A 26,729-nucleotide genomic window follows, 5' to 3' on the forward strand; every position below is an offset into this window, starting at 1 on the left:
AGAAACAAAACCACACACTGACAAGGTGATTACCCAAGCAAGGGCCACAACCCGCGCTTTGCTTGATCTGCGTCTATGCGACAAGCGGCCACTGACATGCTGACAGGTTAGTTCAAGCCAAAAAAAAAGCCCGGTTCCAAGGAACCGGGCTTTTTTCGACTGCCGAAGCGGTATTAACGCTTGGAGTACTGAGGACGCTTACGCGCTTTACGCAGACCCACTTTCTTACGCTCAACTTCACGAGCGTCGCGGGTGACGTAGCCAGCACGACGCAGAGCGCCACGCAGGGTTTCGTCGTATTCCATCAGAGCGCGGGTGATACCGTGACGGATCGCACCGGCTTGACCGCTGACACCACCACCGGAAACGGTGACGTAGATGTCGAATTTCTCAACGGTTTCGGTCAGCTCGAGTGGCTGGCGAACAACCATGCGAGCGGTTTCGCGACCGAAGAACACGTCCAGAGAACGGTTGTTGATGGAAATGTTACCAGTACCCGGACGCAGGAATACGCGAGCGGTTGCGGTCTTGCGACGGCCAGTGCCGTAATTTTGAGTCGCCGACATAATGAACTATCCCGTTAGATCTTCAGTTCTTGAGGCTGCTGAGCAGTGTGTGGGTGAGCAGCACCCGCGTACACTTTCAGCTTGCGGTACATGTCGCGACCCAGCGGGTTCTTAGGCAGCATGCCTTTGACCGCGGTTTCGATAACACGCTCAGGGGCCTTGGCGATCAACTTCTCGAAGTTGATTTCCTTGATACCGCCCGGGAAGCCGGAGTGGGAGTAGTACATTTTGTCGGAAGACTTGGCACCTGTCACACGAACCTGCTCGGCGTTGATAACGACGATGTAGTCGCCGGTGTCAACGTGAGGGGTGTATTCTGGTTTGTGTTTGCCACGCAGACGGCTAGCGATTTCGGTAGCCAGACGACCCAGGGTCTGGCCAGCGGCGTCGACTACGAACCACTCGCGCTTTACTGTTTCCGGTTTAGCAGTAAAAGTTTTCATTCTCTAAAGCCTCAGAGGCCGCCCAGCGAAAAATAGACGGCGAATCTTACTGGATAGTGCACAGCTTGCCAAGGGCAAGCGCGCAGCCGAACACAGACGCTTTTGGGGGCTCGGGTCGGGCACGCCAATGTTCGACGGGGTTCTTCCTGCGTGATGGTGCATCACTTCCGCCACGCGGAGAGGGGCTGAATTATCCAGATTGCGAGAAAAATTTCAACCTGCTTTGATGGGCATCTATTGCCAAGGAGTGTCTAACCGATGGAATACCGTCAGCTCGGCCGTACCGACCTCAATGTCAGCGCCCTGTGCCTGGGCACCATGACCTGGGGCGAACAGAACGTTCAGGCCGAAGCCTTCGAACAGATTGCCCGGGCCAAGGCCGCCGGGATCAACTTCATCGACACCGCCGAGATGTATCCGGTGCCGCCGCGCCCGGAAACCTACGCGGCTACCGAGCGCATCATCGGCAACTGGTTCCGCGACAACGGTGATCGCGACGACTGGGTGCTGGCCAGCAAGGTGGCAGGCCCCGGCAACGGCATCAGCCACATTCGCGACGGCCAGCTCAAGCACAACCGCCAGCACATCGTGGCGGCGCTGGAGGAGAGCCTGAAGCGCCTGCAGACCGACCGTATCGACCTGTACCAGCTGCACTGGCCGGAACGCAGCACCAACTTCTTCGGCAAGCTGGGCTACCAGCACCTGCCACAGGACCACTTCACCCCGCTGGAAGAAACCCTCGAGGTACTCGACGAGCAGGTACGGGCGGGCAAGATCCGTCACATCGGCCTGTCCAACGAAACGCCGTGGGGCACCATGAAATTCTTGCAACTGGCCGATAGCCGGGGCTGGCCGCGGGCGGTGTCGATCCAGAACCCGTACAACCTGCTCAACCGCAGCTTCGAGGTGGGCCTGGCAGAGGTGGCAATCCGTGAGCAGTGCGGCCTGCTGGCCTATTCGCCGCTGGCCTTCGGCATGCTCTCGGGCAAGTACGAGAACGGCGCACGGCCGGACAACGCGCGCCTGACCCTGTTCAGCCGCTTTGCCCGATACTCCAACCCGCAGACCGTCGCAGCCTGCAGCCGCTATGTGCAGCTGGCCCGCGAGCACGGCCTGGACCCGGCGCAGATGGCCCTGGCGTTCGTCACCCGGCAACCGTTCGTGACCAGCAACATCATTGGCGCGACCAGCCTGCAACAGCTGGACAGCAACCTGGCGAGCCTTGAGCTGAGCCTGAGCGATGAGTTGCTGGCAGCGATCGAAGCCATACACCAGGCGCAGCCGAACCCGGCGCCTTGAGCTGAAAGGGGCTGCATTGCAGCCCCGCCGCTACACGGGGTAGACACAATCGCCAAAAAATAAGACGATCCAGCCGGTGATTGACCACTCTACCCTATAAGAACAATGACAATGATGTTTACCCAACCCTCCGCGTCGCTGCGGCGCGTCAGCATCCTGGCCATTGACAAGGTGTTTGCTTCGACCTTGATGCAGGCCAAGGATTTCTTTCACCTCGCCAGCCTGCGTTACAGCAAGCAGCTAGGCCTGGGCTTGCAGCCCATGTTCGAGATCTGCCTGGTGAGCCCCGACGGCCAGCCGGTGGACAGCTTCAGCAATGTGCAGCTTCCGGTCGACGGTGGCCTGGACGACGCCGACGTCATCATTCTCCCGGCCTACTGGGACGACTTCGACAACCTGCTGCAACGTTATCCACAGGTGCTCCCATGGCTGCGTGAACAGCATGCCCGCGGCGCGGTGCTGTGCGCCGAGGCCAGTGGCGTGTTCTGGCTGGCCGAGTCCGGCCTGCTCGATGGCAAGGAGGCGACTACCTACTGGCGCTTCTTCAACAGCTTTGCCGAGCGCTTCCCGAAGATCCGGTTGAATCAGGACAAGCACCTGACCGACGCCGACAATATCTATTGCGCCGGCGGGGCCACGTCGGCCTGCGACCTGTACATCTACCTGATCGAGCGCTTCTGCGGTGCCAACGTGGCCCGCGCCGTGTCGCGCGACATTCTTTACGAAGTGCAGCGCAACTACACCCCGGGGCGCATGGGCTTTGGCGGGCAGAAGCTGCACCAGGACCTGATCATCCTGCAGATTCAGCATTGGCTGGAGGAGCACTTCGCCGACAAGTTCCGCTTCGAGGACGTTGCCCGCAACCACGGCATGAGCATCCGCAATTTCATGCGCCGCTTCCAGGGCGCAACGGGTGACAAGCCGCTGCACTACCTGCAACGGCTGCGGATCGAGACCGCCAAGGGGTTACTGTCGAGCACACGCAAGAGCATCAAGACCATCAGCTACGAGGTCGGTTATGACGATGCCAGTTTCTTTGCGCGGCTGTTCCGCCAGCACACCGAGCTGTCGCCGAACCAGTATCGGCAGCAGTTCATGCAAGAGGCTTGAGGCCTTGCGGGGCTGCTTTGCAGCCCATTCGCGGCACAAGGCCGCTCCCACAAATGCCCAGCGTGCGCCGATCAATGTGGCAGCGGCCTTGCGTCGCGAATGGGCCGCAAAGCGGCCCCAAAAATCTTACGGCTTGTGTGCGCGCGACAGGAATTCGTGCGACTGCATCTCCAGCAACCGGCTCAGGGTACGCTGGAACTCGAAGCTCAGGCGCCCGCCGGTGTACAGGTCTTTCAGCTCCACCTCGGCCGAGATGATCAGCTTGACGTTGCGGTCGTAGAATTCGTCCACCATGTTGATGAAGCGGCGGGCGATGTCGTCGGTGGCAACACCCATCTGCTCCACATTGCTCAGCAGCACGGCGTGGAAGATCTTGCCCAGTTCGATGTAGTCGTTCTGGCTGCGCGGCCCATCGCAAAGGGCGCGGAAGTCGAACCAGGCGACATCGTCACAGGTGCGCAGGGCATTGATCGGACGGTTCTCGATCATCAGCACGTCGTTCTCGATCGCCTGCGTGCACTCAGGGGTGAGCGCCTTGAAGCTGGCGCGCATGCTCTGGTGCGCCGCGTCATTGAGTGGGAAGTGGAACAGTTCGGCCTGCTCCAGGTGGCGCAGGCGGTAGTCGACCCCGCTATCCACGTTCACCACGTCGGTGTACTGCTTGATCATGGCGATGGCCGGCAAGAAGCGCGCACGCTGCAGGCCGTCCTTGTAAAGGCCGTCTGGCACGATGTTGGAAGTGGCCACCAGCGACACACCATTTTTGAACAGCTCTTCCATCAGAGTGCCGAGGATCATCGCATCGGTAATGTCCGACACGAAGAATTCGTCGAAACAGATCACCCGGGCTTCTTCGCTGAAGCGCTTGGCGATGATGGTCAGCGGGTTCTTCTCGCCCTTGAGGGTTTTCATTTCCTCGTGCACACGCTTCATGAAGCGGTGGAAGTGCGTACGCATCTTCTGCTTGAACGGCAGCGCTTCGTAGAAGGTATCGACCAGGTAGGTCTTGCCTCGCCCTACCCCACCCCAGAAATACAGGCCCTTGACCGGGGTCTGCTCCTTCTTGCCGAACAGTTTGCCGAACATGCCCGGCTTGTTGTTCTGCGCTTGTACCAGGTCGTCGTACAGGCGCTGCAAGTGACGCACCGCAGTTTCCTGCGCCGCGTCATGGAAGAAGTCGGGACGTTTCAGATCTGCTTGATAGCGTTCTAAGGGAGTCATAATTCGTTAGCGAGGCAACAAAAAACGGGCCGTCACTGTAGCGACAGGCCCGCTTAATGGCAATCAGACTTGCGTCAATATGCCTCAGTCCTGCTGTGGTGCCAGGGCATCACGCAGGCTCTGAATGGCGGCATCACGGGCTTGCGCGCTGTCGAACTGCGGCCCGTCGGCGACCTGCTCGCCATTGAGCCACAGGCCGAAGCTCAGGCCTTCTACCCGTACATCGGCCTCGCCACCCTGCTGCAGCTGCTTGCTCACGGCGCCAGCACTCTTGCCGTCAGCGAAGCTGCGCGACAGCAGCAGTTGCTCACCGTCAGCGGCCAACAGGCGGAAACGGAAGCTGCCGTCTTCGTCACGGAAGCTGACGAAGCGCGCGCTCTTGGCTGACTTCTTCTTCACCTCGGTGGTGGCCTGCACGCTGCTGCGGAACGAACGCAGGCCAACGGCTTCGCGCAGTTGCTCGAGGAACGGCGTGGCAATCTTGCGGGCCTTGGCGGCACCGGCCAGCAGGATGTCTTCCAGGTCCGCCGGGCGGGCGATCAGTTGGTGGTAGTACTCGCGTTTTTCCGCCAGTTGGCCATCCAGCAACTGGAACAGGCGCTGCTTGGCATCACCCCAGCCCAGGCCCTGCAACAGCTCTTCGCGGAACCCGGCGCATTGCTCCGGCGTCGAGAAGGCCTGGTACAGGGTGAACAGGTGCGAGTTGTCCGGGTCTTTCGCTTCACCCGGCGCGCGCGAGTCAGTCACGATGCGCGAGATGGCGTCTTTCATGTCCTTGGCGCTGGTGAACAACGGGATGGTGTTGTCGTAGCTCTTGGACATCTTGCGCCCGTCCAGGCCTGGCAGCGTGGCCACGGTTTCCTCGATCACCGCCTCTGGCAGGGCGAAGAAGTCCTGGCCCTGGCCGAACAGGTGGTTGAAGCGTTGGCCGATGTCGCGGGCCATTTCCACGTGCTGGATCTGGTCACGGCCGACCGGCACCTTGTTGGCGTTGAACATGAGGATGTCCGCGGCCATCAGCACCGGGTAGCTGAACAGGCCCATGGTCACGCCGGCGTCCGGGTCCTCCCCATTTTCGACGTTCTTGTCCACCGAGGCCTTGTAGGCATGCGCGCGGTTGAGCAGGCCCTTGGCGGCAACGCAGGTCAGCAGCCAGGTCAGTTCGGGAATTTCCGGGATGTCGGACTGGCGATAGAAAGTCACTTTGTCCGGGTCAAGGCCACCGGCCAGCCAGGTGGCGGCGATTTCCAGGCGTGAACGCTGGATGCGCAGCGGGTCATCGCATTTGATCAGGGCGTGGTAGTCGGCCAGGAAGTAGAACGAGTCGACACCGGGCTGCTGGCTGGCACGGATCGCAGGGCGAATGGCGCCGGCGTAGTTGCCCAGGTGCGGAGTGCCGGTGGTAGTGATACCGGTAAGAATGCGCGTGGTCATGGGTGTTCGCTTATTCAGGCTTGGCTCAGTTCGAAAGGCGCGGCAGCAGCAGATCCTTCAGATCGGTCAGCTTGCCATGGAAGAAGTGTCCGCATTCTGCCACTTTCAGCAGCTCATGGGGGCGCGTCAGGCTGTCGGACCAATCGTAAACCAGCTGCGGTGCGACGACTTCGTCGGCGTCCGGCTGCACCACGGTCACCGGGCAGCGCTGCGGCAGCGGGAATTCGGCGGTCAGGCGCATGACCGCCGGGGCGATCATGAACAGGTGCTGCAACTCGACGCCTGCAGTTTCAAGTCGCCCGGCCAGGCTGGTGGCAACGAAACCACCGAACGAAAAGCCCATCAACACCAGCGGCAACTCTGGGTGCGAGCTACGCAGCCAGGCTGCCGCGGCCTCGGCATCGGCCACTTCGCCGGCCCCCATGTCATGGCTGCCGGCGCTCTGGCCGACGCCACGGTAGTTGAAACGCAGGGTCGCGTAACCGGCATCACGGGCGGTGCGTTGCAGGGTCGAGACCACCTTGTTGAGCATGGTGCCGCCCTGGACCGGGTTGGGGTGGCAGATCAGCACCGCGCCACGGGCGTCAGCCACGTCCAGGTACAAGGCTTCCAGCTGGCCGGCGGGGCCATCGATGATCAAGGGGGTTTCGCGGACAAGCAAGGCACTACTCCGTGACCTCGGGAAGGGTCGATTCGTCTAGGTGTGAAATTCTGTTCTGATTTGCGATCGCTCGCGGTATACAGCGCAGGTCTGAGCCGTTAACGTAAAGCAAAGCCGTTTATAGAGGAAGGACTCGTGGAACTCTCGCTCCTTGTTTGGTTGTTGCCAACCCTGGCCCTGGTCATTGGCGTGGCGGTCGGTTTCATTGTTGCCCGCCTGCTGCCCAACGCAGCACCCAGCAACACCCAGCGCCAACTGGATGACATCCAGAAGCGCTTCGACAGCTACCAGAACGAAGTGGTCACCCACTTCAACAGCACTGCCATGCTGGTCAAGAAACTGACCCAGAGCTACCAGGACGTACAGGATCACCTGGCTGAAGGCGCCAACAGCCTGGCCCTTGATGAAGTCACTCGCCAGCGCCTGCTGGCTGCCCTGCATTCCGAAGCGCCGCAAGGCCCGCGTGACCGCCTGACCCCACCGAAAGACACCGCCGAAGTGCCGCGCGACTATGCGCCAAAAGCGCCGAACTCGCCGGGCATGCTGGACGAGAGCTACGGACTCAAGCGTTGATCCACTGAACCTGTAAAAGGCCTCGCAAGAGGCCTTTTTTGTGGATGCCGTGTTCTTGCCGCTGCGCGCCCTTTTCGCGGCACAAGGCCGCTTCTACAGATGCCCCAGCGCCTCCTCGATATCCAGCAGCAGATCCTCCACATCCTCCAGCCCAACCGACAATCTCACCAGCCCCTCCGATATCCCGTGATGGGCGCGCTCCTGGGGCGTGTAACTGGAGTGCGTCATGCTCGCCGGGTGCTGCGCCAGCGACTCGGCATCCCCCAGGCTCACCGCCCGCGCAAATAGCTGCAGGGCATTCATGAAGCGCCGCCCGGCCTCGATACCGCCCTTGAGCTCAAAGGCAATCATCCCGCCCGGCAAACGCATCTGCCGCCGTGCCAGGTCGTACTGGGCAAACGACGGCAAGCCCGGATAGTGAATCAGTTCCACCTGGGGCTGCCGGGCCAGGAACTTCGCCACCTCCAGGGCATTGGCGCAATGCCGGTCCATGCGCAGCGCCAAGGTCTTGATACCGCGCATCAATAACGCAGCGTCATGGGGCGACAAGACTGCCCCGGTCATGTCTTTCAGCCCTTCCAGGCGAATGCGGTCGACCAACGCCTTGCGCCCCACCACCAGGCCGGCGGTGATATCGCCATGGCCGCTGAGGTACTTGGTCGCCGAATGCACCACCAGGTCCGCCCCCAGCTCCAGTGGCCGCTGCAGGTACGGCGTGCAGTAGGTGTTGTCGACTACCACAAGCACGTCTCTCCCATGTACAGCCTCGACCACCGCTGCGATGTCGACCAGTTGCATATTGGGGTTGGCCGGCGTTTCGAAGTAGATCATCCGCGTTTTACTGTTGATCGCCGCTTTGAGGGCCTTGGCGTCATTGAGGTCGACATGGTGAATCTTGACTCCGAACTCGCCAATCCCATGGTGCAGAAACGCGAAGGTACAGCCATACAGGGTGCGCCCGACGATCAGTTCATCACCGGGGCGCAACAGGGTCCAGATGGTCGAGGTAATGGCGCCCATACCCGACGCCAGCGCCAATCCCGCCTCACCGCCCTCCAACGAGGCCATGCGTTGCTCAAGCAAGGCCAAGGTGGGATTGGAGATGCGGCTGTAGAAGTGCCCTGCCTCTTCCCCGGCGAAGCAAGCAGCGCCGTATTCAACAGTGGGGAAGGCATAGGTAGCGGTCTGGTACACCGGCGGCACCAGGGCGCCTCCGTGGGAAAGCGGGTCGTAGCCATGGTGAATGGCCCGCGTGGAAAAACCGGTGTTGTTATGGGAGTCGCGCATGGCAACAGCCTCTTGTGGTTTGTTATAAGCTTATGCCACCGAGCTGCCCGATTTTTTCCAAAATAGCCCACGCATTTGCGTGCTTGCTGGAATAAAAACAACAATCAACGGACCAGGAGGGCAAAACATGCCTTCAAGCCTCGACCGCACCGACCGCGCCCTGCTCGCCGCTTTGCAGGACAATGCCCGCCTGACCGTTGCCGAACTCGCCGACCAGGTAGCGTTAACCACCTCGCCCTGCTGGCGTCGGGTCAAACTGCTGGAAGACAACGGCTACATCACCGGCTACCAGGCCATCCTCTCGCCCAAGTCACTGGGGTTTGGCGTGACCGCGTTCGTCAGCATCATGATGGACTCGCACACCAAGGACATGGCGCTGGCGTTCGAGCAGCGGCTGATGGAGATTCCCGAAATCGTCGCCTGCCACAACATCTCCGGGCGCTATGACTTTTTGCTGGAGATCCTGGCGCGGGACCTGGAGTCGTTCGGGGAATTCACCCGTGAAGTGCTGCAACGCCTGCCGGGGGTGAAGGAGATCTATTCGAGTTTTTCCTACAAGGCGGTGAAGGAGAAACGGGTGATACCAGTGTCAGAGAAACATATTTAAGACAAATTCCGAGCACTAAAAACGCTCCACCGCCGGCCTGGCCAAATGCTTCCTTGACTAGGTTATCGAAGAGCGCAAGACCGTCGAGGTAGTCGCTTCGGTGCGCCCGGATGTGCGAGGCGCCGAGGTTTATGAAAAGGGGGCGTGCAAGGTTTCGACGAGACTAAGCGCCCGTTGCTGATAGTGGGAGAGCCGATCAGCGGTCAAGGCCGCTAAAGGATATCTGCTCGAGTTTGCCTACAAGCCGCTAAATGAGAAATGAGAATACCGGTATCGGAAAAACACCTCCAAGACAGATCTCTCCGAGCAGCAGGAAGCTTCCTACTGATTGACCGGCCGCAGCTGACATACCGCGAATTCTATATACGTAACGCTGACCCATGTAGTGACGAGGAAAATCTACATGGCACAGGACAATACCTATTATCTCGATGAGGCGCTGTACATCAGTGCGCAAGCACCGACAGGTAGTGAACTCGCTTTCATTGGCGGGGGTGGAGGCGGGCCGGGCCCAGGTGGTTGGGGGCTAAGCGATGGTGCTCCACGCGGAACCAGCCCGACCAAAAAAGATATAGCACAAGTGATTTCTACACGCAGAGTGCTAACGGAAGAATTTCAGGTAACCGAGAGAGACTATTCAGACAAGTATGCCCAGGAACTAAACCAGCTTCCTGAAACCATCAATGCTTTGAAATCTCAGATCAAAGCTGAAGCCCTAAATTCATCTAACGCTTCATCACCTGCAGCAGCAGAACAGCAAATCCTCACCTCACGTATCAGTCAGCTCCGTGATGCCTATCTACAGAAACTGCCCGATGCAAACAGTTACTTTGGCGCACCGGCTTTCTACAAGCGTGGCGACTCAATGATGAGCCGATTTCTGGACCCGGGCTTCTTCGCGGCGACCACGGGTGAAGCGCTGGGTGTGGAGTGGGCGACCAAGCTGCAAAGGTCGTGGGATGGGGCATACCGCTTGCACCTCGACGCCCTTAAGCATCAAGCGCTCGCTGACGAATTGGCGGCGCTGGCAGCACATGTAGACCAAGCAGAAATTGACCGCCAACCCCTGAATCTGCCGCAGGCTATAGCACGCAGAACAGCCCAGATTCACACTGAGCGGCAAGTGCATTTTGACTGCCTGCCGAACGTTTTGCAGCATGAGCTAAACGGGCAAACCCGCATTGACGACTCCCTCACCCTGGTACAAACGCTCCAAGCGTATTTATCCAAAGCCGCCGCGCTGAGGCACGCCAAGCAATCGCAGATCCCACACTTTCAAGATCGAAATCCTCGCATCAATGCTCCTCTGTCAAAACCGCAACTCGAAGGGCTTTTGCATCTGGTGGATGAGCAGAGATTGCGTCGCGCCGGCCCACGCTGGAAGGAATACCATCAAGCGCTTGCCCTGAGCGAGTCGATCCATTTCCTGGACGTTTATACGAGGGGCACACAAAATCTGGCGCATCGTGCAGTAGCAGTTGAGCACTTGCTGACGAGGCACATCAGCGATCAGGCGGCAAATCAGCAGGCCCAGGCCGCAGCAGATGAAGCTGCTCGACAACAAGCACTGGTTGCAACGCAGGAAGCGGCACGACTGCAGGCCGAACGCAAGGCGAAGGACGAACGCTTTATCTACAGACTCGTACCTGGCCAGTTGCAGGCCATCGAGAAACCCGCTGCCGAACGAAAGGCTACAAAAGCCAGGCAGAAAGCCGAAGCCGAGCGCAGGGCCAAGGAGGCAGCGGACAAAGCCGCTGCTCAGCGCCAGGCCAGAGAACAGGCTCAGCTAGCCAAAGCAGAAGCGAGAGCCGAACAAAAAGCCCGAAAACTTGAGGCGGATCGCAACGCCCGCGAGGCCGTTGAGAACGACAGAGCTGAGCGCCAGGCAAAAAAAGCAGCGCGCTTGGAAGCCGCTGCGCGCCGGGAGAACGAGGCAAAGCAAAAACGTGAGGCCTTACGCATACAGGAGGAAATCGAGCGGTCACGTATTACGTTCGCATTAGGCCACACCGCCGCTTCACTGCCACTCGTGGTGCCTGTGGGGCCCTCATCTTTCGGTAACCCTGCAACTGCGCATGAAGGCTTGAAAACCGCCATACGTTCAGCTGTAACTGGCTTGGCGGCTTCTGGCGCAGCCCAAGCGCTTATCGCCACGTTGGCAATGGCCTGGCCATCGAGCTTGGGTAATAGTGACCGCCGCTACCTGACCAGCATCCCGTTGCAGGACCTCTCATCCCCAGGCGGGCCCGATCTCGAAGCCCTCGCACTGTCGTCCCGCAGTGTCGACCTCCCATACCTGTTGGCCGGTAGCGAGACTGCGGATGACCTGAATCTGTACGTGATACCCGGGGGCAAGCCGGTGCCGGTCCGCGTAGCGAAATTCGATAGGGAACGGCAAGTCTACAGTCTGGCCCTTACCAATCCTCAGCGGATATTGACGTGGACACCTGCACTGGCGCCCGGTGCTGAAGCAGGAAGCTCCACTAGCTTGCCGCAAGTACCGCAAGGTACCGTCATTTACACCGGCAGTACCCTGAACCCCGTCAATGCCGAAACAGAGGGTTACCCGGCGCTGGACTTGCTGGACCAGGAACGACTGATCATCACCTTCCCCATGGACTCGGGTTTACCGCCTATTCTGGTGGTGTTCAAAAGCCCGCGATACGAGGCAGGTACATCGACCGGAAATGGTGCGCAGGTATCAGATACATGGCGTACATCGGCAGCCAGCCTCGAAGGGGCTCCAATTCCTGCCCAGATTGCTGATCTTCTCAGAGGGAATGAATACGGGAGCTTTGACGCGTTCCGACGGCAGTTTTGGAAGGCGGTGGCTAATGACCCCGAGCTGTCCAAGCAGTTTAGCCCCCAAGACATCCGTCGAATGAAAAAACACGGATATTCGCCCTGGGTCGACAGAGATGATGAGTACATGAGCAAACGCTCTCACGAAATTCACCACGTTGTACCAATCAGCAAGCAGGGAGGCGTATATGATATGGACAATTTAATAATTTTGACACCCAAAGCTCACAATCATATTCACTATGGAAAAAGCAATCTTGAAAAACAAATTTGAAGATTACACAAAGCAAGAGTTCCTTGCTTTCCTCCAAATGATTAATACAGCTATCGAGGATGAGCCAGACAACGTACTAGTACCTTTGATCGAGCTTTTTGAGAAAATTACCGAGCATCCGTCTGGGAGTGACCTGTTTTTTAGACCGCAAGGCAGCAACCGGGGCGAGCCTGAACAAGTACTTGAAATCGTCGAAACCTGGCGCCTGGCCAATGGCAAAGTGGGTTTCAAAGCCAACTAAATAGATTGAGACCCTGATAACCCAGGGTCTCAATCTATTCGGACCGGATATTCTGGAGAAACGCCTAAAACAATTTATTGAATCCAACCGGGAGCTTGCCCTACGAAACGGTAAATAAAAAAAGGCAAATTCCCGTGTAGGAAAAGCGTACCTAAGAAAACTCCTTCCAATCACCGGGAACGTTCCTACTGACATACAGCCTACCTCTGACATAAATAAAACTCGTCCCCAGGCACACTTTCCCTGCCTTCAACTCAGGGACGACTCTATGGCCAGCCTTCTTCCAGAATTCATCATCCGTAAACTCGAAGGTCGGACATTCCACAGCTTCGACCATTTCTCCCAATCCTTCTGGCTGGCGATCGCAGAAGACCCAGTCTACAGCCAGCAATTCATCCCCGCCCAACTCAACCGCCTCAAGAAAGGCTGGCCCCCTCGGGCGCCATTCCATGAGACGGTAAAGGGTCTGCGTTCTTATCAGATAGGCCAGCTGAACCCGCCCGAGTGGGGTGGGTTGATGTACGACGCTGAAAACCTGCGGATCATGAGCGCCATGCAATACGCGCTGTCATCGGAGACGCCATGGTGATCAGGCTGAAACACTGCCTGGCCGACTATTCATACGATGAGTTCCGGCTGATTGTTGAGGCGTTGATTCAGGCGACAGGCTCGCGTGCTTGGCAGGATCGATTGCTGGAACACTTTATCGAAGTGGTTGAACATCCTGATGGCGCTGACCTTATCTATTACCCCGAGGAAGATCGGGGAAGATGCGCCGAGCAGGTCATGGCGCGCGTCTTGGAATGGAGAGCGTCAAGGGTCTTGCAGTGTTCAGAATTAAAATTAACTAGCCTGCCAGGTCTGGATGCAGCTCAGAGGCTTAGCGAAGAACCTTTGCCAGCGGCGGTACATGGCACCGGCTCTGCCGGTGTTCGCGGCTAAAGCCGCTCCTACAGTGATCGCGCAAACTTTCAGATTCTCAACAAAGCGGTTGGTCTTAAAGGCTCCGCACAACCCAAGGATTACGCGCATAAAAAAACCCGCCGAAGCGGGTTTTTTCTTGCAGGCCAGCGCTTAGATCGCGCCGCGCTGACGCAGCACGTCCAGCACCAGTTTCACACCTTCATCCACGCTGGTGGCCTGGGTGTCGATCACAAGGTCGGCATCCAGCGGCACATCGAACGGGAAGCTTTCGCCCGGGATGTTTTCGCCACCGGCCGCGTACAGGCCTTGCGGGTCACGCTCGCGGCAAGCCAGCGGCGAAGCCTGTACGTACACCGTCACCAGGCGGTCTTTGCCGATCAGGGCCTTGGCCTGTTCGCGGCCTTCGGCATCCGGGGCCACGAACGCAGCCAGGGTCAGCAGGCCGGCTTCGTTGAACTGGCGCGCCACATGGGCGGCGCGGCGCCAGTTTTCGGTGCGGCCGGCGCGGTCTTGCGGCAGGCCCTTGTTCAGGTCGTGGCGCAGGTTCTGGCCGTCCAGCACGTACACCGCACGGCCCATGTCGAACAGCTTGCGCTCCACGGCATAGGCCAGGGTGCTCTTGCCAGCACCGGACAGGCCGCTGAACAGCACGGTGGCTGGCTGCTGGCCGAAGCGCAGGGCGCGCTCTTCGGTAGACACGTGGGCCTGCTTGCCATGCTGGCCGGTGCTGCCGTGTGGCAGAACGGGTGGCGCGATGATCATGCCGGCACCGACGGTGCCGTTGGTCAGGCGGTCGATGACAATGAACGCACCGGTGGTGCGGTTGCTGTCGTAGCCGTCCAGGGCGATCGAGGTGTCCAGCGCTACCTTCACGCGGCCGATCTCGTTCAGCTGCAGCGCGCTGGCAGCGCCCTGCTCCAGGGTGTTCACATCGACCTTGTGGGTGATGCTGGCAATCGAGCCCGGCACATAGCTGGTGGCGCGCTTGATGTCGTACTTCTTGCCCGGGAGCATTGGCTCCTCGGCCATCCACACCAGCATGGCGTCGAACTGATCGGTCACTGGCGGCACGTTGTCGGCATGTACCAGCAGGTCGCCACGGGAGATGTCGATCTCGTCTTCCATGGTCAGGGTCACGGCCTGGCCTGGGCCGGCGTTTTCCAGCTCACCTTCGTAGGTGACGATGGACTTGACGCGGCTGCTCTTGCCCGACGGCAGCACGACGATTTCGTCGCCCTTGTGCACCACGCCACTGGCGATGGTGCCGGCGAAGCCGCGGAAGTTCAGGTTCGGGCGGTTCACGTACTGCACCGGGAAGCGCAGGTCGGTGAAGTTGCGGTCGGCCGCAACCTCGACGGTTTCGAGGATTTCCATCAGCGTCGGGCCGGCGTACCACGGCGATTGCTCGCTGTGGTTGACCACGTTGTCGCCCTTGAGCGCCGACATTGGTACGAAGTGCAGGCTGCTCGGGGTCAGGTTGATGGCTTCGGCAAACTTCAGGTAGTCGGCCTTGATCGACTCGAAGACGCCTTCATCGAAGCCCTTCAGGTCCATCTTGTTGACTGCGACCACGATGTGCTTGATGCCCAGCAGCGAGGCAATGTAGCTGTGGCGGCGGGTCTGGGTCTGCACGCCATAGCGGGCATCGACCAGGATAATCGCCAGGTCACAGGTGGACGCACCGGTGGCCATGTTGCGGGTGTACTGCTCGTGGCCAGGGGTGTCGGCGATGATGAACTTGCGTTTGGCGGTGGAGAAGTAGCGGTAGGCGACATCGATGGTGATGCCCTGCTCGCGCTCGGCCTGCAGGCCGTCGACCAGCAGTGCCAGGTCGACTTCTTCGCCGGTAGTGCCGACTTTCTTCGAATCACGGGTGATGGCTTCGAGGTGGTCCTCGTAGATCATCTTCGAGTCGTGCAGCAGGCGCCCTATCAGGGTGCTCTTGCCGTCATCCACGTTGCCACAGGTGAGGAAACGCAGCAGTTCTTTGCGCTCGTGCTGAGCCAGATAAGCGAGGATGTCTTCGCTGATCAAATCGGATTGGTGCGACATGGAGTAACCCTGAAAATTAGAAGTAGCCCTGACGTTTCTTGTCTTCCATGGAACCGGCGCCATCGTGGTCGATGACCCGGCCCTGGCGCTCGGAAGTGCGCGTCAGGAGCATTTCCTGAATGATGTCGGTCAGCGTTTCGGCTTCCGACTCGACAGCCCCCGTCAACGGGTAGCAACCGAGGGTACGGAAACGCACCTTCTTCTTGACGATACGGGCTTTCTCTTCCTCGGAGAGGTGCTCGAGGATACGCTCGTCGTCGATCATGATCAGGGTGCCGTTCTTCTCGATGACTTCACGCTCGGCGGCGAAGTACAGCGGCACGATCGGGATGCCTTCTAGGTAGATGTACTGCCAGATGTCCAGCTCGGTCCAGTTCGACAGCGGGAACACGCGGATCGACTCGCCCTTGTTGACCTTGCCGTTGTACACGTTCCACAGCTCGGGGCGCTGGTTCTTCGGGTCCCAGCGGTGCTTGCTGTCGCGGAACGAATACACACGCTCTTTGGCCCGCGACTTCTCTTCGTCGCGGCGCGCGCCACCAAAGGCGGCGTCGAAACCATGCTTGTCCAGTGCCTGCTTCAGGCCCTGGGTCTTCATGATGTCGGTGTGCTTGGAGCTGCCATGGGTGAACGGGTTGATGCCCTGCGCCACACCCTCAGGGTTGACGTGGGTGATCAGTTCCAGGCCCATTTCCTCGACCATCTTGTCGCGGAAGCTGTACATCTCCTGGAATTTCCACTGGGTGTCGACGTGCATCACCGGGAACGGCAGCTTGCCCGGGAAGAAGGCCTTGCGCGCCAGGTGCAGCATCACGGCGGAATCCTTGCCGATCGAGTACAGCATCACCGGGTTGTCGAACTCGGCGGCCACCTCGCGGATAATGTGGATGCTCTCCGCCTCCAGCTGTTTCAAGTGCGTCAGTTTGTCGACCATGGCTACTCACGAAAAACGATCTTATGGACGGCCTGCGGGCCGTGTTCGAGCGAGCCACTTTATCACAGCGGCTGCTTCTATTTAGGAGGCGGGCTAGATCGAAAAGGTCTAACGATATGACTGCGGGTTTGGGCTGCCAGGGCCGGCCCTTTCGCGGGCTCGCCCGCTCCCACAGGTATTGCCCCCCAGGCTTGGTGCGATCCCTGTGGGAGCGGGCGAGCCCGCGAAGCAGGCAACGCTGATATCAAATGGGATTGGGGCAATCGATGAACAGGTGCTCCACGGCAAACCGCCGCGCCAGGTAATCGCCCAGTGCCTGCACCCCGTAACGCTCGGTGGCATGGTGCCCGGCAGCAATGAAACTGACGCCATTCTCGCGCGCACTGTGATAGGTCTGCTCCGACGCCTCGCCGGTCAGGTACAGGTCCACCCCGGCGGTAATCGCCGTGTCGATGTAACCCTGCCCGCCACCGGTGCACCAGCCGACCCGGCGGATCATCTGCTCCCCCTCCACCAGCAATGGCTCACGCCCCAGCACTTCCTGAACCCGCCGGGCAAAATCGCGGGCAGTCACAGGTTCGGCCAGTGAGCCGACCAACCCGACCACCTTGGGGTTCTCCGGGTCCAGCGGCCCTTCGACGGTGATGTCCAGTTGCCGCGCCAGCTGCACGTTGTTGCCCACCTCCGGGTGAACATCCAGCGGCAGGTGAAACGCCAGCAGGCTGATGTCGTTGTTCAGCAAGGTTTTCAGACGACGCTGGCGGATACCGGTGATGCACGGGTTCTCACCCTTCCAGAAGTAACCATGGTGCACCAGCACCAGGTCGGCCTGGGCCTCGACCGCAGCATCCAGCAACGCCTGGCTGGCGGTCACACCACTGACGATACGGCTGACCTGCGGCCGGCCCTCTACTTGCAGGCCATTGGGGCAATAATCCTGGATCTTCGCGCTGCCCAGGTAACGCTCGGCTTCCTCGACCAGGGTGTTTAGAGCGACGGCCATGAAAATCTCCTCGAAAACTGCGCTTTTCTCGGGCGCAACGCCAATGGAACGCCCGTATAATGCCGGCCATTATGGGCCGTCGCCGGCACTGGGGGAACCGGTGTATGATCCCGCGCGCTCATGCCCCACTGCGCGGCCACTGGCCCTCGCTCTTTCCAGGATTCGTTCATGTTCAAGGCTTTGCGTTACTTTGGCTGGCCCCTGCTTACCGGCGTACTGATCGCCATGCTGATCATCCAGCGCTTCCCGGAGTGGGTAGGCCTGCCCAGCCAGGACGTCAACCTGCAACAGGCACCGCAGACCACGCGGATCATGCAAGGCCCGGTGTCGTACGCCGACGCCGTGACACTGGCTGCCCCTGCAGTGGTCAACCTGTACACCACCAAGGTGGTGAACAAAAGCGCACATCCGCTGTTCGAGGACCCGCAGTTCCGCCGCTTCTTCGGCGATAACCTGCCCAAGCAGCGCCGCTGGGAGTCGAGCCTGGGCTCGGCGGTGATCATGAGCCCCGAGGGCTACCTGCTGACCAACAACCATGTCACCAGCGGCGCCGACCAGATCGTCGTGGCCCTGAAAGATGGCCGCGAAACCCTGGCCCGCGTGATCGGCAGCGACCCGGAAACCGACCTGGCGGTGCTGAAGATTGACCTGAAGAACCTGCCGGCGATCACCATAGGCCGTTCGGACACCATTCACATCGGCGACGTGTCGCTGGCCATCGGCAACCCGTTTGGTGTTGGCCAGACCGTGACCATGGGTATCATCAGCGCTACCGGCCGTAACCAGCTGGGCCTGAACAACTACGAAGACTTCATCCAGACCGACGCAGCGATCAACCCCGGCAACTCGGGCGGCGCGCTGGTCGATGCCAATGGCAACCTGGTTGGCATCAACACCGCGATTTTCTCCAAGTCCGGCGGTTCACAAGGCATTGGCTTCGCCATCCCGGTGAAACTGGCACTGGAGGTAATGAAGTCGATCGTCGAGCACGGCCAGGTGATCCGTGGCTGGCTGGGCATCGAGGTGCAACCGCTGAGCCAGGAGCTGGCCGAATCGTTCGGCATGAAGGACCGCCCGGGTATCGTGGTGGCAGGTATTTTCCGCGAAGGCCCGGCGGCCAAGGCCGGGTTGCAACTGGGTGACGTGATCCTGAGCATCAACGGCGAACCGGCCGGTGATGGCCGCAAGTCGATGAACCAAGTGGCGCGGATCAAACCCAACGAGAAGATCACCATCGAGGTGATGCGCAATGGGCAGCAGTTGAAGCTGGTTGCCGAGGTGGGGCTGCGGCCGCCGCCGGCGCCGGCTGCCAGCCAGGAAGAGAAATAAACCCAGGGCCGCGTTGCGGCCCTTCGCGGGCACGCCCGCTCCCACAGGAACTACGCTGGCTCCAAAGCCAGCGCTAAACCTGTGGGAGCGGGCGTGCCCGTGAAGGGCTGCCGCGCAGCCCAAACAGCATCAATGCAGGATCTGGCTCAGGAACAACCGGGTCCGGTCACTGCGCGGCCGGTCGAAGAAGTCATCCGGCGCCGCCTGCTCCACAATCTCCCCCTTGTCCATGAAGATCACCCGGTTCGCCACGGTGCGGGCAAAACCCATCTCGTGGGTCACGCAGAGCATGGTCATGCCGTCTTCGGCCAGGCCCACCATGGTATCGAGCACTTCCTTGACCATTTCCGGGTCCAGCGCCGAGGTCGGCTCGTCGAACAGCATGATCTTCGGCTTCATGCACAGCGCACGGGCAATCGCCACACGCTGCTGCTGGCCACCCGACAATTGCCCCGGGTACTTGTGCGCCTGCTCGGGAATACGCACGCGCTCCAAATAATGCATGGCAATTTCCTCGGCCTTGCGCCGCGGCATCTTGCGCACCCACATCGGCGCCAAGGTGCAGTTTTCCAGAATGCTCAGGTGCGGGAACAGGTTGAAGTGCTGGAACACCATGCCCACTTCACGGCGGATGGCCTCGATCTGCTTGAGGTCGTTGGTCAGCTCGACGCCATCGACCACGATGCGCCCCTGCTGGTGCTCTTCCAGGCGGTTGAGGCAACGGATGGTGGTGGACTTGCCCGAGCCGGATGGCCCGCACAGCACAATGCGCTCGCCCTGGCGCACGTTCAGGTTGATGTCCTTGAGCACATGGAACTGGCCGTACCACTTGTTCACACCCTGCATCTGGATGATGCCTTCGGGGCCGGCAGGCTGCTTGATCGCTTCACTCATTTCGAAACTCCTAACGCTTGTGGCCAGTGTCCAGCTTGCGCTCCAGGTGCATGGAGTAGCGGGACATACCGAAACAGAAAATCCAGAACACCAGGGCGGCGAACACATAGCCCTCGGTAGCCATGCCCAGCCAGGCCGGGTCGGCGGCGGCTTGCTTGACGCTGTTCAGCAGGTCGAACAGGCCGATGATGATCACCAGGCTGGTGTCCTTGAACAGGGCAATGAAGGTGTTGACGATGCCGGGAATCACCAGCTTGAGCGCCTGCGGCAGAATCACCAGGCCCATCGAACGCCAATAGCCCAGGCCCATGGCGGCGGCAGCTTCGTACTGGCCCTTGGGGATGGCCTGCAAACCACCGCGCACCACCTCGGCGATATACGCCGACTGGAACAGGATCACGCCGATCATCGCCCGCAGCAGCTTGTCGAAGCTCATGCCTTCGGGCAGGAACAACGGCAGCATCACCGACGACATGAACAGCACGGTGATCAATGGCACGCCGCGCCAGAACTCGATGAAGGTCACGCACACCACCTTCACGGCCGGCATCCTCGAACGCCGGCCCAAGGCCAGCAGGATGCCCAGTGGCAAGGCGCCGACAATACCCACGGTGGCGATCACCAGGGTCAGCATCAGCCCGCCCCACTGGCTGGTCGGTACGCTCTCCAGGCCCAGGTACCCACCGTGCAGCAGGGTGTAGGCCAGTACCGGGTACAGCACCAGGAAGCCCAGGCCGTAGAAGGCCTTGCGCGGGAAGCGCTTGATGAACAGCGGCGCAGCGCCGATGACGGCAAGCCACACCGTCAGGTCCACCCGCCAGCGCAGCTCGGCCGGGTAGTAGCCGTACATGAACTGGCCAAAGCGCTGCTGCACGAACACCCAGCAGGCGCCCTCCTTGGTGCAGTCGGCGCGTGTGGTGCCGACCCAGTTGGCGTCGATCAACGCCCACTGAACAAGCGGCGGTACGATCAGCCATACCAGGTAGATGGCGAACAGGGTCAACAGCGTGTTGAGCCAGCTGGAGAACAGATTGGCACGCATCCATGCGAGCACGCCGACGGTTTTCACCGGTGGCGGCATATCGGGTTTGAAAACATGGGCATTCACAGGCGTATCCTCACCGCTCGATCAGCGCAATGCGCTTGTTGTACCAGTTCATCAGCAGCGAAATGCTGATGCTGATGGCGAGATAGACACTCATGGTGATGGCGATCACCTCGATAGCCTGGCCGGTCTGATTGAGCACGGTGCCGGCGAACAGCGAGACCATCTCCGGGTAGCCGATACCGGCCGCCAGCGACGAGTTCTTCGCCAGGTTCAGGTACTGGCTGGTCAGCGGCGGAATGATCACCCGCAGTGCCTGGGGAATGATCACCTTGCGCAGGGTCGGGCCCTCGCGCAGGCCCAGCGAGCGCGCGGCCTCGGTCTGGCCATGGCTGACCGAACGGATGCCAGAACGCACGATTTCAGCGATGAAAGCTGCCGTGTAGATAGTCAGCGCCAAGGTCAGCGCCAGCAGTTCGGGGATCAGCACCCAGCCACCGACGAAGTTGAAGCCCTTGAGCTGCGGCACCTCCCAGCTTACCGGGCTGCCGAACAACAGCACGCTCAGGCCCGGGATGACGAGCAGTAGCGCCAGCCCCACCCAGAACTTGTGGAACGGCACGCCGGTCTCGTCGAAGCGCTTGTTGGCCAGGCGCACCATCACGACAGTGGCGGCAATCGCCACCCCCAAGGCAACGACGAACGGCCAGAAGCCATCGGCCATGGACGCGCCCGGCATGTTCAGGCCACGGTTGCTGATAAAGAACATATCGTCGATGTTGATGCTGCCGCGCGGTCCCGGCAGGGTCAGGAACACGGCGAAGTACCAGAACAGGATCTGCAGCAGCGGCGGAATGTTGCGGAAGGTTTCCACATACACGGTCGCCAGTTTGTTGATCATCCAGTTCGGTGACAGGCGAGCCACCCCAATGATGAAGCCCAGAACCGTCGCCAGGATGACGCCGATGAAGGTGACCAGCAGGGTATTGAGCAGGCCGATGAGGAACACCCGCGCATAACTGTCGGATTCCACATAGGGGATCAGGTGCTGGGCGATGCCGAAGCCGGCACTGCGGTCGAGAAAGTCGAAGCCCGAGGTGATACCCCGGTGTTGCAGGTTGGTTTGCGTGTTGTGGAACAGGTACCAGCCCAGGCCGACCACGAAGACGATCGTGAGGATCTGGAACAGCCACGCGCGCACACGCGGATCGTTAAGGGACAAGCCCTTGGGTGCGCCGATTTGATTTTGCATGAAGTGCCCCGGACAGTAGGGATTCGACAGCCTGCAGCGGCGGGATGCCGCCGCAGGGTGCAACCATCAGCGCACTGGTGGCGCGTACTGGATGCCGCCGTTGTTCCACAGGGCGTTCATGCCACGGTCAATCTTCAGGTCGGTGCTCTGGCCCAGGTTCTTCTCGAACACTTCACCGTAGTTGCCGACTTGCTTGACGATCTGTACTACCCAGTCTTTGGGCAGCTTGAGGTCCTTGCCGTACTCACCATCCGCACCCAACAGGCGGGCGACGTCAGGGTTTTTGGTGCCCTTGGCTTCGGCCTCGACATTTTTCGAGGTGATGCCTGCTTCTTCGGCGTTGAGCATGGCGAACAGGGTCCACTTGACGATGCTGAACCACTCCTCGTCGCCTTTACGCACCACCGGGCCCAGTGGCTCCTTGGAGATGGTTTCCGGCAGTACCACGTAGTCGGTCGGCGCGGCCAGCTTGGAACGCTGGGCAAACAGCTGCGACTTGTCCGAGGTCAGCACGTCGCAACGGCCCGACTCCAGCGACTTGGCGCTTTCGTCCGAGGTGTCGAAGGTGATCGGGGTGTACTTCAGGTTATTGGCGCGGAAGAAGTCCGACACGTTCAACTCGGTGGTGGTACCGGCCTGGATACAGATGGTTGCGCCATCGAGCTCTTTGGCGCTGGATACACCCAGCTTCTTGTTGACCAGGAAGCCAACCCCATCGTAGTAGGTGACACCGGCAAACACCAGGCCCATGCCGGCATCGCGCGAGCTGGTCCAGGTGGTGTTGCGCGACAGCACGTCGACCTCGCCCGACTGCAGGGCGGTGAAGCGTTCCTTGGCGTTGAGCTGGCTGAACTTGACCTTGGTCGCGTCGCCGAACACGGCAGCGGCCACGGCGCGGCAGACATCGGCGTCGATACCGACGATCTTGCCTTGCGCATCAGGTACCGAGAAGCCCGGAAGACCGTCGCTCACGCCACACTGGACGAAGCCCTTCTTCTTGACCGCATCGAGGGTGGCGCCTGCCTGGGCATTGCTCACGGCGCCCAGTGCGGCGGCAGCGGTCAGGACTGCCAGGGTGGTTTTCAACATCTTCATTCACAACCTCCAAATCGCTCTTGTTGTATCGAGCCGGAATTGCACCGCACCCTTTTGAGGCGTATCCGACCCGTATTGGCTTGTTATTGGGTCACTTGGCGCAATGGACTGTTCTGTGACAGCCTTCGCGTGCAAAGGGTGTTACCGTTTCGGCCTGCCCTTTGCATCGCAGATTGAATTGCAAAGCGCGTACCAGATTCTCTGGCTGTAGCGTTTAAGCGCTCGTCAAGTGGGGAAAGTTGTATCGTTGCGACATTCTTTTTCCGACAATCATTTCCAGCGCCTTCTTTTCACGCACGCCATAACAAGACCCGCACACTTTCGGAGCAGTCATGACCAACCCGCTGATTCTCGAACCACAGAAAACCGCTGATGCCTGTGTGATCTGGTTGCACGGTTTGGGGGCCGACCGTTACGACTTCCTACCGGTAGCCGAATTCATGCAGGAGCGCCTGCTCAGCACCCGGTTCATCATGCCCCAGGCCCCGACCCGGCCAGTCACCATAAATGGCGGTTATGCCATGCCCAGCTGGTATGACATCAAGGCCATGACCCCGGCCCGCGCCATTGACGAAGCGCAGCTGGAAGCGTCGGCCGAGCAAGTGGTTGCCCTGATCAAGGCCGAGCAGGCCAAAGGCATCAACCTGTCCCGTATCTTCCTGGCCGGTTTTTCCCAAGGTGGCGCGGTGGTGCTGCACACTGCCTATATAAAGTGGCAAGAAGCACTGGGTGGGGTGATTGCCCTGTCCACCTATGCCCCCACCTTCAACGACCAGCACCAGTTGAGTGCCTGCCAGCAGCGCACCCCGGCCCTGTGCCTGCATGGCGTGCATGACCCGGTGGTGATCCCGTCCATGGGCCGCACCGCTTTCGAGTACCTGAACACCTGGGGCGTCGCCGCCCGCTGGCACGAATACCCGATGGAACACGAAGTGGTGGTCGAAGAACTGAACGACATCTACGAATGGTTGAGCAAACAGCTGCAATAGGCTGGCTCTCTTGTAGTTGTGGGAGTATTCCACTACGCCGCGCCCGGATCTTGCATTACACTGCCCGGCGTACATTCCTTAATCAGTTGATGAGACGATCGTGCTCAAAGCACTCAAGAAAATATTCGGCAAGGGAGACGCCGCGCCACACGCCGTTGCTCCTGCTGCCAGCGTGGCACCGCCTGCGCCCGCACCCGCCAGCGAGGCCCGGCCCGCAGCAAAACCGGCCGTAGCGCATGCCAACCCCGCCCCAAAGGCTGAACAACCCGCTGCTGCTACGCCACCTGCCGACAAAGCGGCCAAGGACAAACCGCGTCGCGAGCGCAAGCCCAAGCCACAGGCCAGCCTGTGGAAACCGGAAGACTTCGTGGTCGAGCCGCAGGAAGGCAAGACCCGCTTCCACGACTTCAAGCTGTCCAACGAGCTGATGCACGCCATCCACGACCTGGGCTTCCCGTACTGCACGCCGATCCAGGCGCAGGTGCTGGGGTATACCCTGCGTGGTCAGGACGCCATTGGCCGGGCCCAGACAGGTACCGGCAAGACTGCGGCGTTCCTGATCTCGATCATTTCCCAACTGCAGCAGACGCCACCGCCCAAGGAACGCTACATGGGCGAGCCACGCGCGCTGATCATCGCCCCTACCCGCGAGCTGGTGGTGCAGATCGCCAAGGACGCCGTGGCGCTGACCAAGTACACCGGCCTGAACGTCATGAGCTTTGTTGGCGGCATGGACTTCGACAAGCAGCTCAAAGCCCTTGAAGCACGCCACTGCGACATCCTGGTGGCCACCCCGGGCCGCCTGCTGGACTTCAACCAGCGCGGCGAAGTGCACCTGGACATGGTCGAGGTGATGGTGCTGGACGAAGCCGACCGCATGCTCGACATGGGTTTCATCCCACAAGTGCGCCAGATCATTCGCCAGACACCACCGAAAAGCGAGCGCCAGACCCTGCTGTTCTCCGCCACCTTCACCGACGACGTGATGAACCTGGCGAAGCAGTGGACCACCAACCCGGCCATCGTCGAGATCGAGCCGGAAAACGTGGCCAGCGAAACGGTCGAGCAGCACGTGTATGCAGTGGCGGGTAGCGACAAATACAAGCTGCTGTACAACCTGGTGACCCAGAACAACTGGGAACGGGTGATGGTGTTTGCCAACCGCAAGGACGAAGTGCGGCGCATCGAGGAAAAACTGGTGCGCGACGGCATCAATGCCGCCCAGCTGTCGGGCGATGTGCCCCAGCACAAGCGCATCCGCACCCTGGAAAACTTCCGCGAAGGGCGCATCACGGTGCTGGTGGCCACCGACGTGGCCGGCCGTGGCATCCATATCGATGGTATCAGCCACGTGATCAACTTCACCCTGCCAGAAGACCCGGACGACTACGTGCACCGCATTGGCCGTACCGGCCGCGCGGGGGCCAGTGGCGTGTCGATCAGTTTTGCCGGGGAGGATGACTCGTACCAGTTGCCGGCGATCGAAGAGCTGCTGGGGCGCAAGATCAAGTGCGAAATGCCGCCCGATGAACTGCTAAAGCCGGTGCCGCGCAAACACCACTGACCTGTGCCGGCCTCTTCGCGGGACAAGCCCGCTCCCACAGATTTTCCGCTGCCCTTGGGTTCAGCAAAGCACCTGTGGGAGCGGGCTTGCCCCGCGAACCGGGGCAAAGCCCCGGCCATCAGACAGCAATCTACCAGCGCCCCGCCGCATCCTGGTCACTCTGCTTGCCTTCAACCCACCGCGGCCCTTCCTGGGTGTTTTCCTTCTGGGCGCAAGATCAAGTGCGAAATGCCGCCCGATGAGCTGCTAAAGCCGGTGACGCGCAAACACCACTGACCTGTGCCGGCCTCTTCGCGGGACAAGCCCGCTCCCACAGATTTTCCGCTGCCCTTGGGTTCAGCAAAGAACCTGTGGGAGCGGGCTTGCCCCGCGAACCGGGGCAAAGCCCCGGCCATCAGACAGCAATCTACCAGCGCCCCGCCGCATCCTGGTCACTCTGCTTGCCTTCAACCCACCGCGGCCCTTCCTGGGTATTTTCCTTCTGGGCGCAAGATCAAGTCCGAAATGCCGCCCGATGAGCTGCTAAAGCCGGTGCCGCGCAAACACCACTGACCTGTGCCGGCCTCTTCGCGGGACAAGCCCGCTCCCACAGATTTTCCGCTGCCCTTGGGTTCAGCAAAGCACCTGTGGGAGCGGGCTTGCCCCGCGAACCGGGGCAAAGCCCCGGCCATCAGACAGCAATCTACCAGCGCCCCGCCGCATCCTGGTCACTCTGCTTGCCTTCAACCCACCGCGGCCCTTCCTGGGTATTTTCCTTCTTCCAGAACGGCGCACGGGTCTTCAGGTAGTCCATGATGAAGTTGCAGGCCTCGAACGCCGCCTGCCGATGGGCGCTGGCCACGCCACCAAACACGATCGGCTCGCCCGGTTCCAGCGCACCGATGCGGTGCAAAACCTCCACCTTGAGCAACGGCCAGCGCTGCTCGGCCTCGACCACGATCTTGGCCAGCGCCTTTTCGGTCATGCCCGGGTAGTGCTCAAGGAACATCCCCGCCACTTCGCGGCCATCGTTGAAATCCCGCACATAGCCAACAAAACCGACCACCGCGCCCACGCCAACATTGGCCGCATGCATGGCATTCACCTCGGCCCCTGGGTCGAACGCGCCGTGTTGCACTCGCACTGCCATG

Annotated in this window: 25 protein-coding genes and 2 pseudogenes; 11 read left to right on the top strand and 16 right to left on the bottom strand. The window is 60.4% G+C overall.

Annotated elements, in window-relative coordinates; translation table 11 throughout:
• Positions 1-173: 173 nt before the first annotated feature.
• Together rpsI and rplM are read right to left on the bottom strand one after the other, a co-directional pair.
• Entirely contained in the window at positions 174-566 is a 393-nt protein-coding gene (rpsI, locus tag CKW35_RS12710) for a 30S ribosomal protein S9 (RefSeq protein ID WP_003260797.1), read from the bottom strand.
• Between the two features lie 14 nt (positions 567-580).
• The gene (gene rplM / locus CKW35_RS12715) at positions 581-1,009 is read right to left on the bottom strand and encodes a 50S ribosomal protein L13 (RefSeq protein ID WP_003260798.1); all 429 of its coding nucleotides are present in this window, start codon (positions 1,007-1,009) and stop codon (positions 581-583) included.
• A gap of 258 nt (positions 1,010-1,267) precedes the next feature.
• Here rplM and CKW35_RS12720 point away from each other — a divergent pair, with 258 nt between their 5' ends.
• Both CKW35_RS12720 and CKW35_RS12725 read left to right on the top strand, forming a co-directional pair.
• Positions 1,268-2,308, top strand: a complete 1,041-nt coding sequence (locus tag CKW35_RS12720) for an NADP(H)-dependent aldo-keto reductase (RefSeq protein WP_016488982.1) — start codon at positions 1,268-1,270, stop codon at positions 2,306-2,308.
• Positions 2,309-2,497: 189 nt separating this feature from the next.
• Complete coding sequence (locus tag CKW35_RS12725; RefSeq protein WP_172455912.1) at positions 2,498-3,418, top strand: GlxA family transcriptional regulator; 921 nt, start codon at positions 2,498-2,500, stop codon at positions 3,416-3,418.
• A gap of 126 nt (positions 3,419-3,544) precedes the next feature.
• Here CKW35_RS12725 and zapE read toward each other — a convergent pair whose 3' ends face one another.
• From zapE to CKW35_RS12740, 3 genes are all read right to left on the bottom strand, one after another.
• Positions 3,545-4,639 (bottom strand): cell division protein ZapE, encoded by a 1,095-nt coding sequence (gene zapE / locus CKW35_RS12730; protein ID WP_016488984.1) that lies wholly within the window; start codon positions 4,637-4,639, stop codon positions 3,545-3,547.
• A gap of 84 nt (positions 4,640-4,723) precedes the next feature.
• Positions 4,724-6,073, bottom strand: coding sequence for a tryptophan--tRNA ligase (locus tag CKW35_RS12735; protein WP_070086391.1), 1,350 nt, complete (start codon positions 6,071-6,073; stop codon positions 4,724-4,726).
• A gap of 25 nt (positions 6,074-6,098) precedes the next feature.
• Positions 6,099-6,734: an alpha/beta hydrolase gene (locus CKW35_RS12740; protein WP_095116050.1), complete on the bottom strand. Its 636-nt coding sequence runs from the start codon at positions 6,732-6,734 to the stop codon at positions 6,099-6,101.
• 135 nt (positions 6,735-6,869) lie between these two features.
• Between CKW35_RS12740 and CKW35_RS12745 the strand changes: the two genes are divergently transcribed.
• Positions 6,870-7,307 carry a YhcB family protein gene (locus CKW35_RS12745; protein WP_016488987.1) on the top strand — a complete coding sequence of 146 codons (438 nt, stop codon included), beginning with the start codon at positions 6,870-6,872 and terminating at the stop codon, positions 7,305-7,307.
• 93 nt (positions 7,308-7,400) lie between these two features.
• On the opposite strand, the gene CKW35_RS12750 is transcribed toward CKW35_RS12745, so the two are convergent.
• On the bottom strand, positions 7,401-8,594 hold the full coding sequence (locus tag CKW35_RS12750; RefSeq protein ID WP_016488988.1) for a methionine gamma-lyase: 1,194 nt from the start codon (positions 8,592-8,594) through the stop codon (positions 7,401-7,403).
• A 127-nt stretch (positions 8,595-8,721) separates the two neighbouring features.
• On the opposite strand from CKW35_RS12750, the gene CKW35_RS12755 reads away from it, so the two are divergent.
• The 5 genes from CKW35_RS12755 to CKW35_RS12780 all read left to right on the top strand — a co-directional run bounded on the left by CKW35_RS12755 (position 8,722) and on the right by CKW35_RS12780 (position 13,460).
• Positions 8,722-9,201, top strand: a complete 480-nt coding sequence (locus CKW35_RS12755; protein ID WP_016488989.1) for an Lrp/AsnC family transcriptional regulator — start codon at positions 8,722-8,724, stop codon at positions 9,199-9,201.
• A gap of 403 nt (positions 9,202-9,604) precedes the next feature.
• The gene (locus CKW35_RS28565; protein ID WP_256583388.1) at positions 9,605-12,277 is read left to right on the top strand and encodes an S-type pyocin domain-containing protein; all 2,673 of its coding nucleotides are present in this window, start codon (positions 9,605-9,607) and stop codon (positions 12,275-12,277) included.
• Positions 12,261-12,518 carry a bacteriocin immunity protein gene (locus tag CKW35_RS12770; protein ID WP_095116052.1) on the top strand — a complete coding sequence of 86 codons (258 nt, stop codon included), beginning with the start codon at positions 12,261-12,263 and terminating at the stop codon, positions 12,516-12,518. Before CKW35_RS28565 ends, CKW35_RS12770 begins: the two co-directional genes overlap by 17 nt.
• A gap of 268 nt (positions 12,519-12,786) precedes the next feature.
• Positions 12,787-13,107, top strand: a complete 321-nt coding sequence (locus CKW35_RS12775) for a hypothetical protein (protein ID WP_016488990.1) — start codon at positions 12,787-12,789, stop codon at positions 13,105-13,107.
• Positions 13,101-13,460, top strand: coding sequence for a bacteriocin immunity protein (locus CKW35_RS12780; protein ID WP_143499777.1), 360 nt, complete (start codon positions 13,101-13,103; stop codon positions 13,458-13,460). Before CKW35_RS12775 ends, CKW35_RS12780 begins: the two co-directional genes overlap by 7 nt.
• 132 nt (positions 13,461-13,592) lie before the next feature.
• Here the strand turns inward: CKW35_RS12780 and cysN are convergent, their stop codons facing one another.
• From cysN to CKW35_RS12795, 3 genes are all read right to left on the bottom strand, one after another.
• Positions 13,593-15,494 (bottom strand): sulfate adenylyltransferase subunit CysN, encoded by a 1,902-nt coding sequence (gene cysN / locus CKW35_RS12785; protein ID WP_095116053.1) that lies wholly within the window; start codon positions 15,492-15,494, stop codon positions 13,593-13,595.
• A 16-nt stretch (positions 15,495-15,510) separates the two neighbouring features.
• Positions 15,511-16,428 (bottom strand): sulfate adenylyltransferase subunit CysD, encoded by a 918-nt coding sequence (gene cysD / locus CKW35_RS12790; RefSeq protein WP_003251799.1) that lies wholly within the window; start codon positions 16,426-16,428, stop codon positions 15,511-15,513.
• A 244-nt stretch (positions 16,429-16,672) separates the two neighbouring features.
• On the bottom strand, positions 16,673-17,431 hold the full coding sequence (locus CKW35_RS12795) for a Nif3-like dinuclear metal center hexameric protein (protein ID WP_023048688.1): 759 nt from the start codon (positions 17,429-17,431) through the stop codon (positions 16,673-16,675).
• Between the two features lie 168 nt (positions 17,432-17,599).
• Here CKW35_RS12795 and algW point away from each other — a divergent pair, with 168 nt between their 5' ends.
• Complete coding sequence (algW, locus tag CKW35_RS12800) at positions 17,600-18,760, top strand: Do family serine endopeptidase AlgW (RefSeq protein WP_016488995.1); 1,161 nt, start codon at positions 17,600-17,602, stop codon at positions 18,758-18,760.
• 129 nt (positions 18,761-18,889) lie between these two features.
• Here algW and CKW35_RS12805 read toward each other — a convergent pair whose 3' ends face one another.
• The 4 genes from CKW35_RS12805 to CKW35_RS12820 form a co-directional block, all read right to left on the bottom strand.
• Positions 18,890-19,654, bottom strand: a complete 765-nt coding sequence (locus CKW35_RS12805) for an amino acid ABC transporter ATP-binding protein (protein WP_016498022.1) — start codon at positions 19,652-19,654, stop codon at positions 18,890-18,892.
• A 10-nt stretch (positions 19,655-19,664) separates the two neighbouring features.
• Positions 19,665-20,762 (bottom strand): amino acid ABC transporter permease, encoded by a 1,098-nt coding sequence (locus tag CKW35_RS12810; RefSeq protein ID WP_016488997.1) that lies wholly within the window; start codon positions 20,760-20,762, stop codon positions 19,665-19,667.
• Between the two features lie 10 nt (positions 20,763-20,772).
• Complete coding sequence (locus CKW35_RS12815) at positions 20,773-21,951, bottom strand: amino acid ABC transporter permease (RefSeq protein ID WP_095116055.1); 1,179 nt, start codon at positions 21,949-21,951, stop codon at positions 20,773-20,775.
• A gap of 66 nt (positions 21,952-22,017) precedes the next feature.
• Positions 22,018-23,046, bottom strand: a complete 1,029-nt coding sequence (locus CKW35_RS12820; RefSeq protein ID WP_016488999.1) for an amino acid ABC transporter substrate-binding protein — start codon at positions 23,044-23,046, stop codon at positions 22,018-22,020.
• Positions 23,047-23,378: 332 nt separating this feature from the next.
• On the opposite strand from CKW35_RS12820, the gene CKW35_RS12825 reads away from it, so the two are divergent.
• The gene (locus CKW35_RS12825) at positions 23,379-24,035 is read left to right on the top strand and encodes an alpha/beta hydrolase (RefSeq protein WP_016489000.1); all 657 of its coding nucleotides are present in this window, start codon (positions 23,379-23,381) and stop codon (positions 24,033-24,035) included.
• Positions 24,036-24,135: 100 nt separating this feature from the next.
• Positions 24,136-25,599 (top strand): ATP-dependent RNA helicase RhlB, encoded by a 1,464-nt coding sequence (gene rhlB, locus CKW35_RS12830; RefSeq protein WP_070086394.1) that lies wholly within the window; start codon positions 24,136-24,138, stop codon positions 25,597-25,599.
• Positions 25,600-25,729: 130 nt separating this feature from the next.
• Here the strand turns inward: rhlB and CKW35_RS27915 are convergent.
• The 3 genes and pseudogenes from CKW35_RS27915 to moaE form a co-directional block, all read right to left on the bottom strand.
• Positions 25,730-25,807 (bottom strand): annotated as a pseudogene (locus tag CKW35_RS27915) (molybdenum cofactor biosynthesis protein MoaE); the annotation flags it as partial.
• Positions 25,808-26,005: 198 nt separating this feature from the next.
• Positions 26,006-26,080: pseudogene (locus CKW35_RS27920) on the bottom strand (molybdenum cofactor biosynthesis protein MoaE); the annotation flags it as partial.
• Between the two features lie 201 nt (positions 26,081-26,281).
• Positions 26,282-26,728 (bottom strand): molybdopterin synthase catalytic subunit MoaE, encoded by a 447-nt coding sequence (gene moaE, locus CKW35_RS12835; protein WP_095116057.1) that lies wholly within the window; start codon positions 26,726-26,728, stop codon positions 26,282-26,284.
• Position 26,729: the final 1 nt, after the last annotated feature.

It is taken from the genome of Pseudomonas sp. Irchel 3F3 (assembly GCF_900187545.1).
GTDB lineage: Bacteria > Pseudomonadota > Gammaproteobacteria > Pseudomonadales > Pseudomonadaceae > Aquipseudomonas > Aquipseudomonas fortuita.

Bases quoted from the DNA above. Each gene is read 5' to 3' on its own strand.
- rpsI (WP_003260797.1), bottom strand. From the start codon at position 566: ATGTCGGCGACTCAAAATTACGGCACTGGCCGTCGCAAGACCGCAACC.
- rplM (WP_003260798.1), bottom strand. From the start codon at position 1,009: ATGAAAACTTTTACTGCTAAACCGGAAACAGTAAAGCGCGAGTGGTTC.
- CKW35_RS12720 (WP_016488982.1), top strand. From the start codon at position 1,268: ATGGAATACCGTCAGCTCGGCCGTACCGACCTCAATGTCAGCGCCCTG.
- CKW35_RS12725 (WP_172455912.1), top strand. From the start codon at position 2,498: ATGCAGGCCAAGGATTTCTTTCACCTCGCCAGCCTGCGTTACAGCAAG.
- zapE (WP_016488984.1), bottom strand. From the start codon at position 4,639: ATGACTCCCTTAGAACGCTATCAAGCAGATCTGAAACGTCCCGACTTC.
- CKW35_RS12735 (WP_070086391.1), bottom strand. From the start codon at position 6,073: ATGACCACGCGCATTCTTACCGGTATCACTACCACCGGCACTCCGCAC.
- CKW35_RS12750 (WP_016488988.1), bottom strand. From the start codon at position 8,594: ATGCGCGACTCCCATAACAACACCGGTTTTTCCACGCGGGCCATTCAC.
- CKW35_RS12755 (WP_016488989.1), top strand. From the start codon at position 8,722: ATGCCTTCAAGCCTCGACCGCACCGACCGCGCCCTGCTCGCCGCTTTG.
- CKW35_RS28565 (WP_256583388.1), top strand. From the start codon at position 9,605: ATGGCACAGGACAATACCTATTATCTCGATGAGGCGCTGTACATCAGT.
- CKW35_RS12775 (WP_016488990.1), top strand. From the start codon at position 12,787: ATGGCCAGCCTTCTTCCAGAATTCATCATCCGTAAACTCGAAGGTCGG.
- CKW35_RS12780 (WP_143499777.1), top strand. From the start codon at position 13,101: ATGGTGATCAGGCTGAAACACTGCCTGGCCGACTATTCATACGATGAG.
- cysN (WP_095116053.1), bottom strand. From the start codon at position 15,494: ATGTCGCACCAATCCGATTTGATCAGCGAAGACATCCTCGCTTATCTG.
- cysD (WP_003251799.1), bottom strand. From the start codon at position 16,428: ATGGTCGACAAACTGACGCACTTGAAACAGCTGGAGGCGGAGAGCATC.
- CKW35_RS12795 (WP_023048688.1), bottom strand. From the start codon at position 17,431: ATGGCCGTCGCTCTAAACACCCTGGTCGAGGAAGCCGAGCGTTACCTG.
- algW (WP_016488995.1), top strand. From the start codon at position 17,600: ATGTTCAAGGCTTTGCGTTACTTTGGCTGGCCCCTGCTTACCGGCGTA.
- CKW35_RS12805 (WP_016498022.1), bottom strand. From the start codon at position 19,654: ATGAGTGAAGCGATCAAGCAGCCTGCCGGCCCCGAAGGCATCATCCAG.
- CKW35_RS12815 (WP_095116055.1), bottom strand. From the start codon at position 21,951: ATGCAAAATCAAATCGGCGCACCCAAGGGCTTGTCCCTTAACGATCCG.
- CKW35_RS12820 (WP_016488999.1), bottom strand. From the start codon at position 23,046: ATGAAGATGTTGAAAACCACCCTGGCAGTCCTGACCGCTGCCGCCGCA.
- CKW35_RS12825 (WP_016489000.1), top strand. From the start codon at position 23,379: ATGACCAACCCGCTGATTCTCGAACCACAGAAAACCGCTGATGCCTGT.
- moaE (WP_095116057.1), bottom strand. From the start codon at position 26,728: ATGGCAGTGCGAGTGCAACACGGCGCGTTCGACCCAGGGGCCGAGGTG.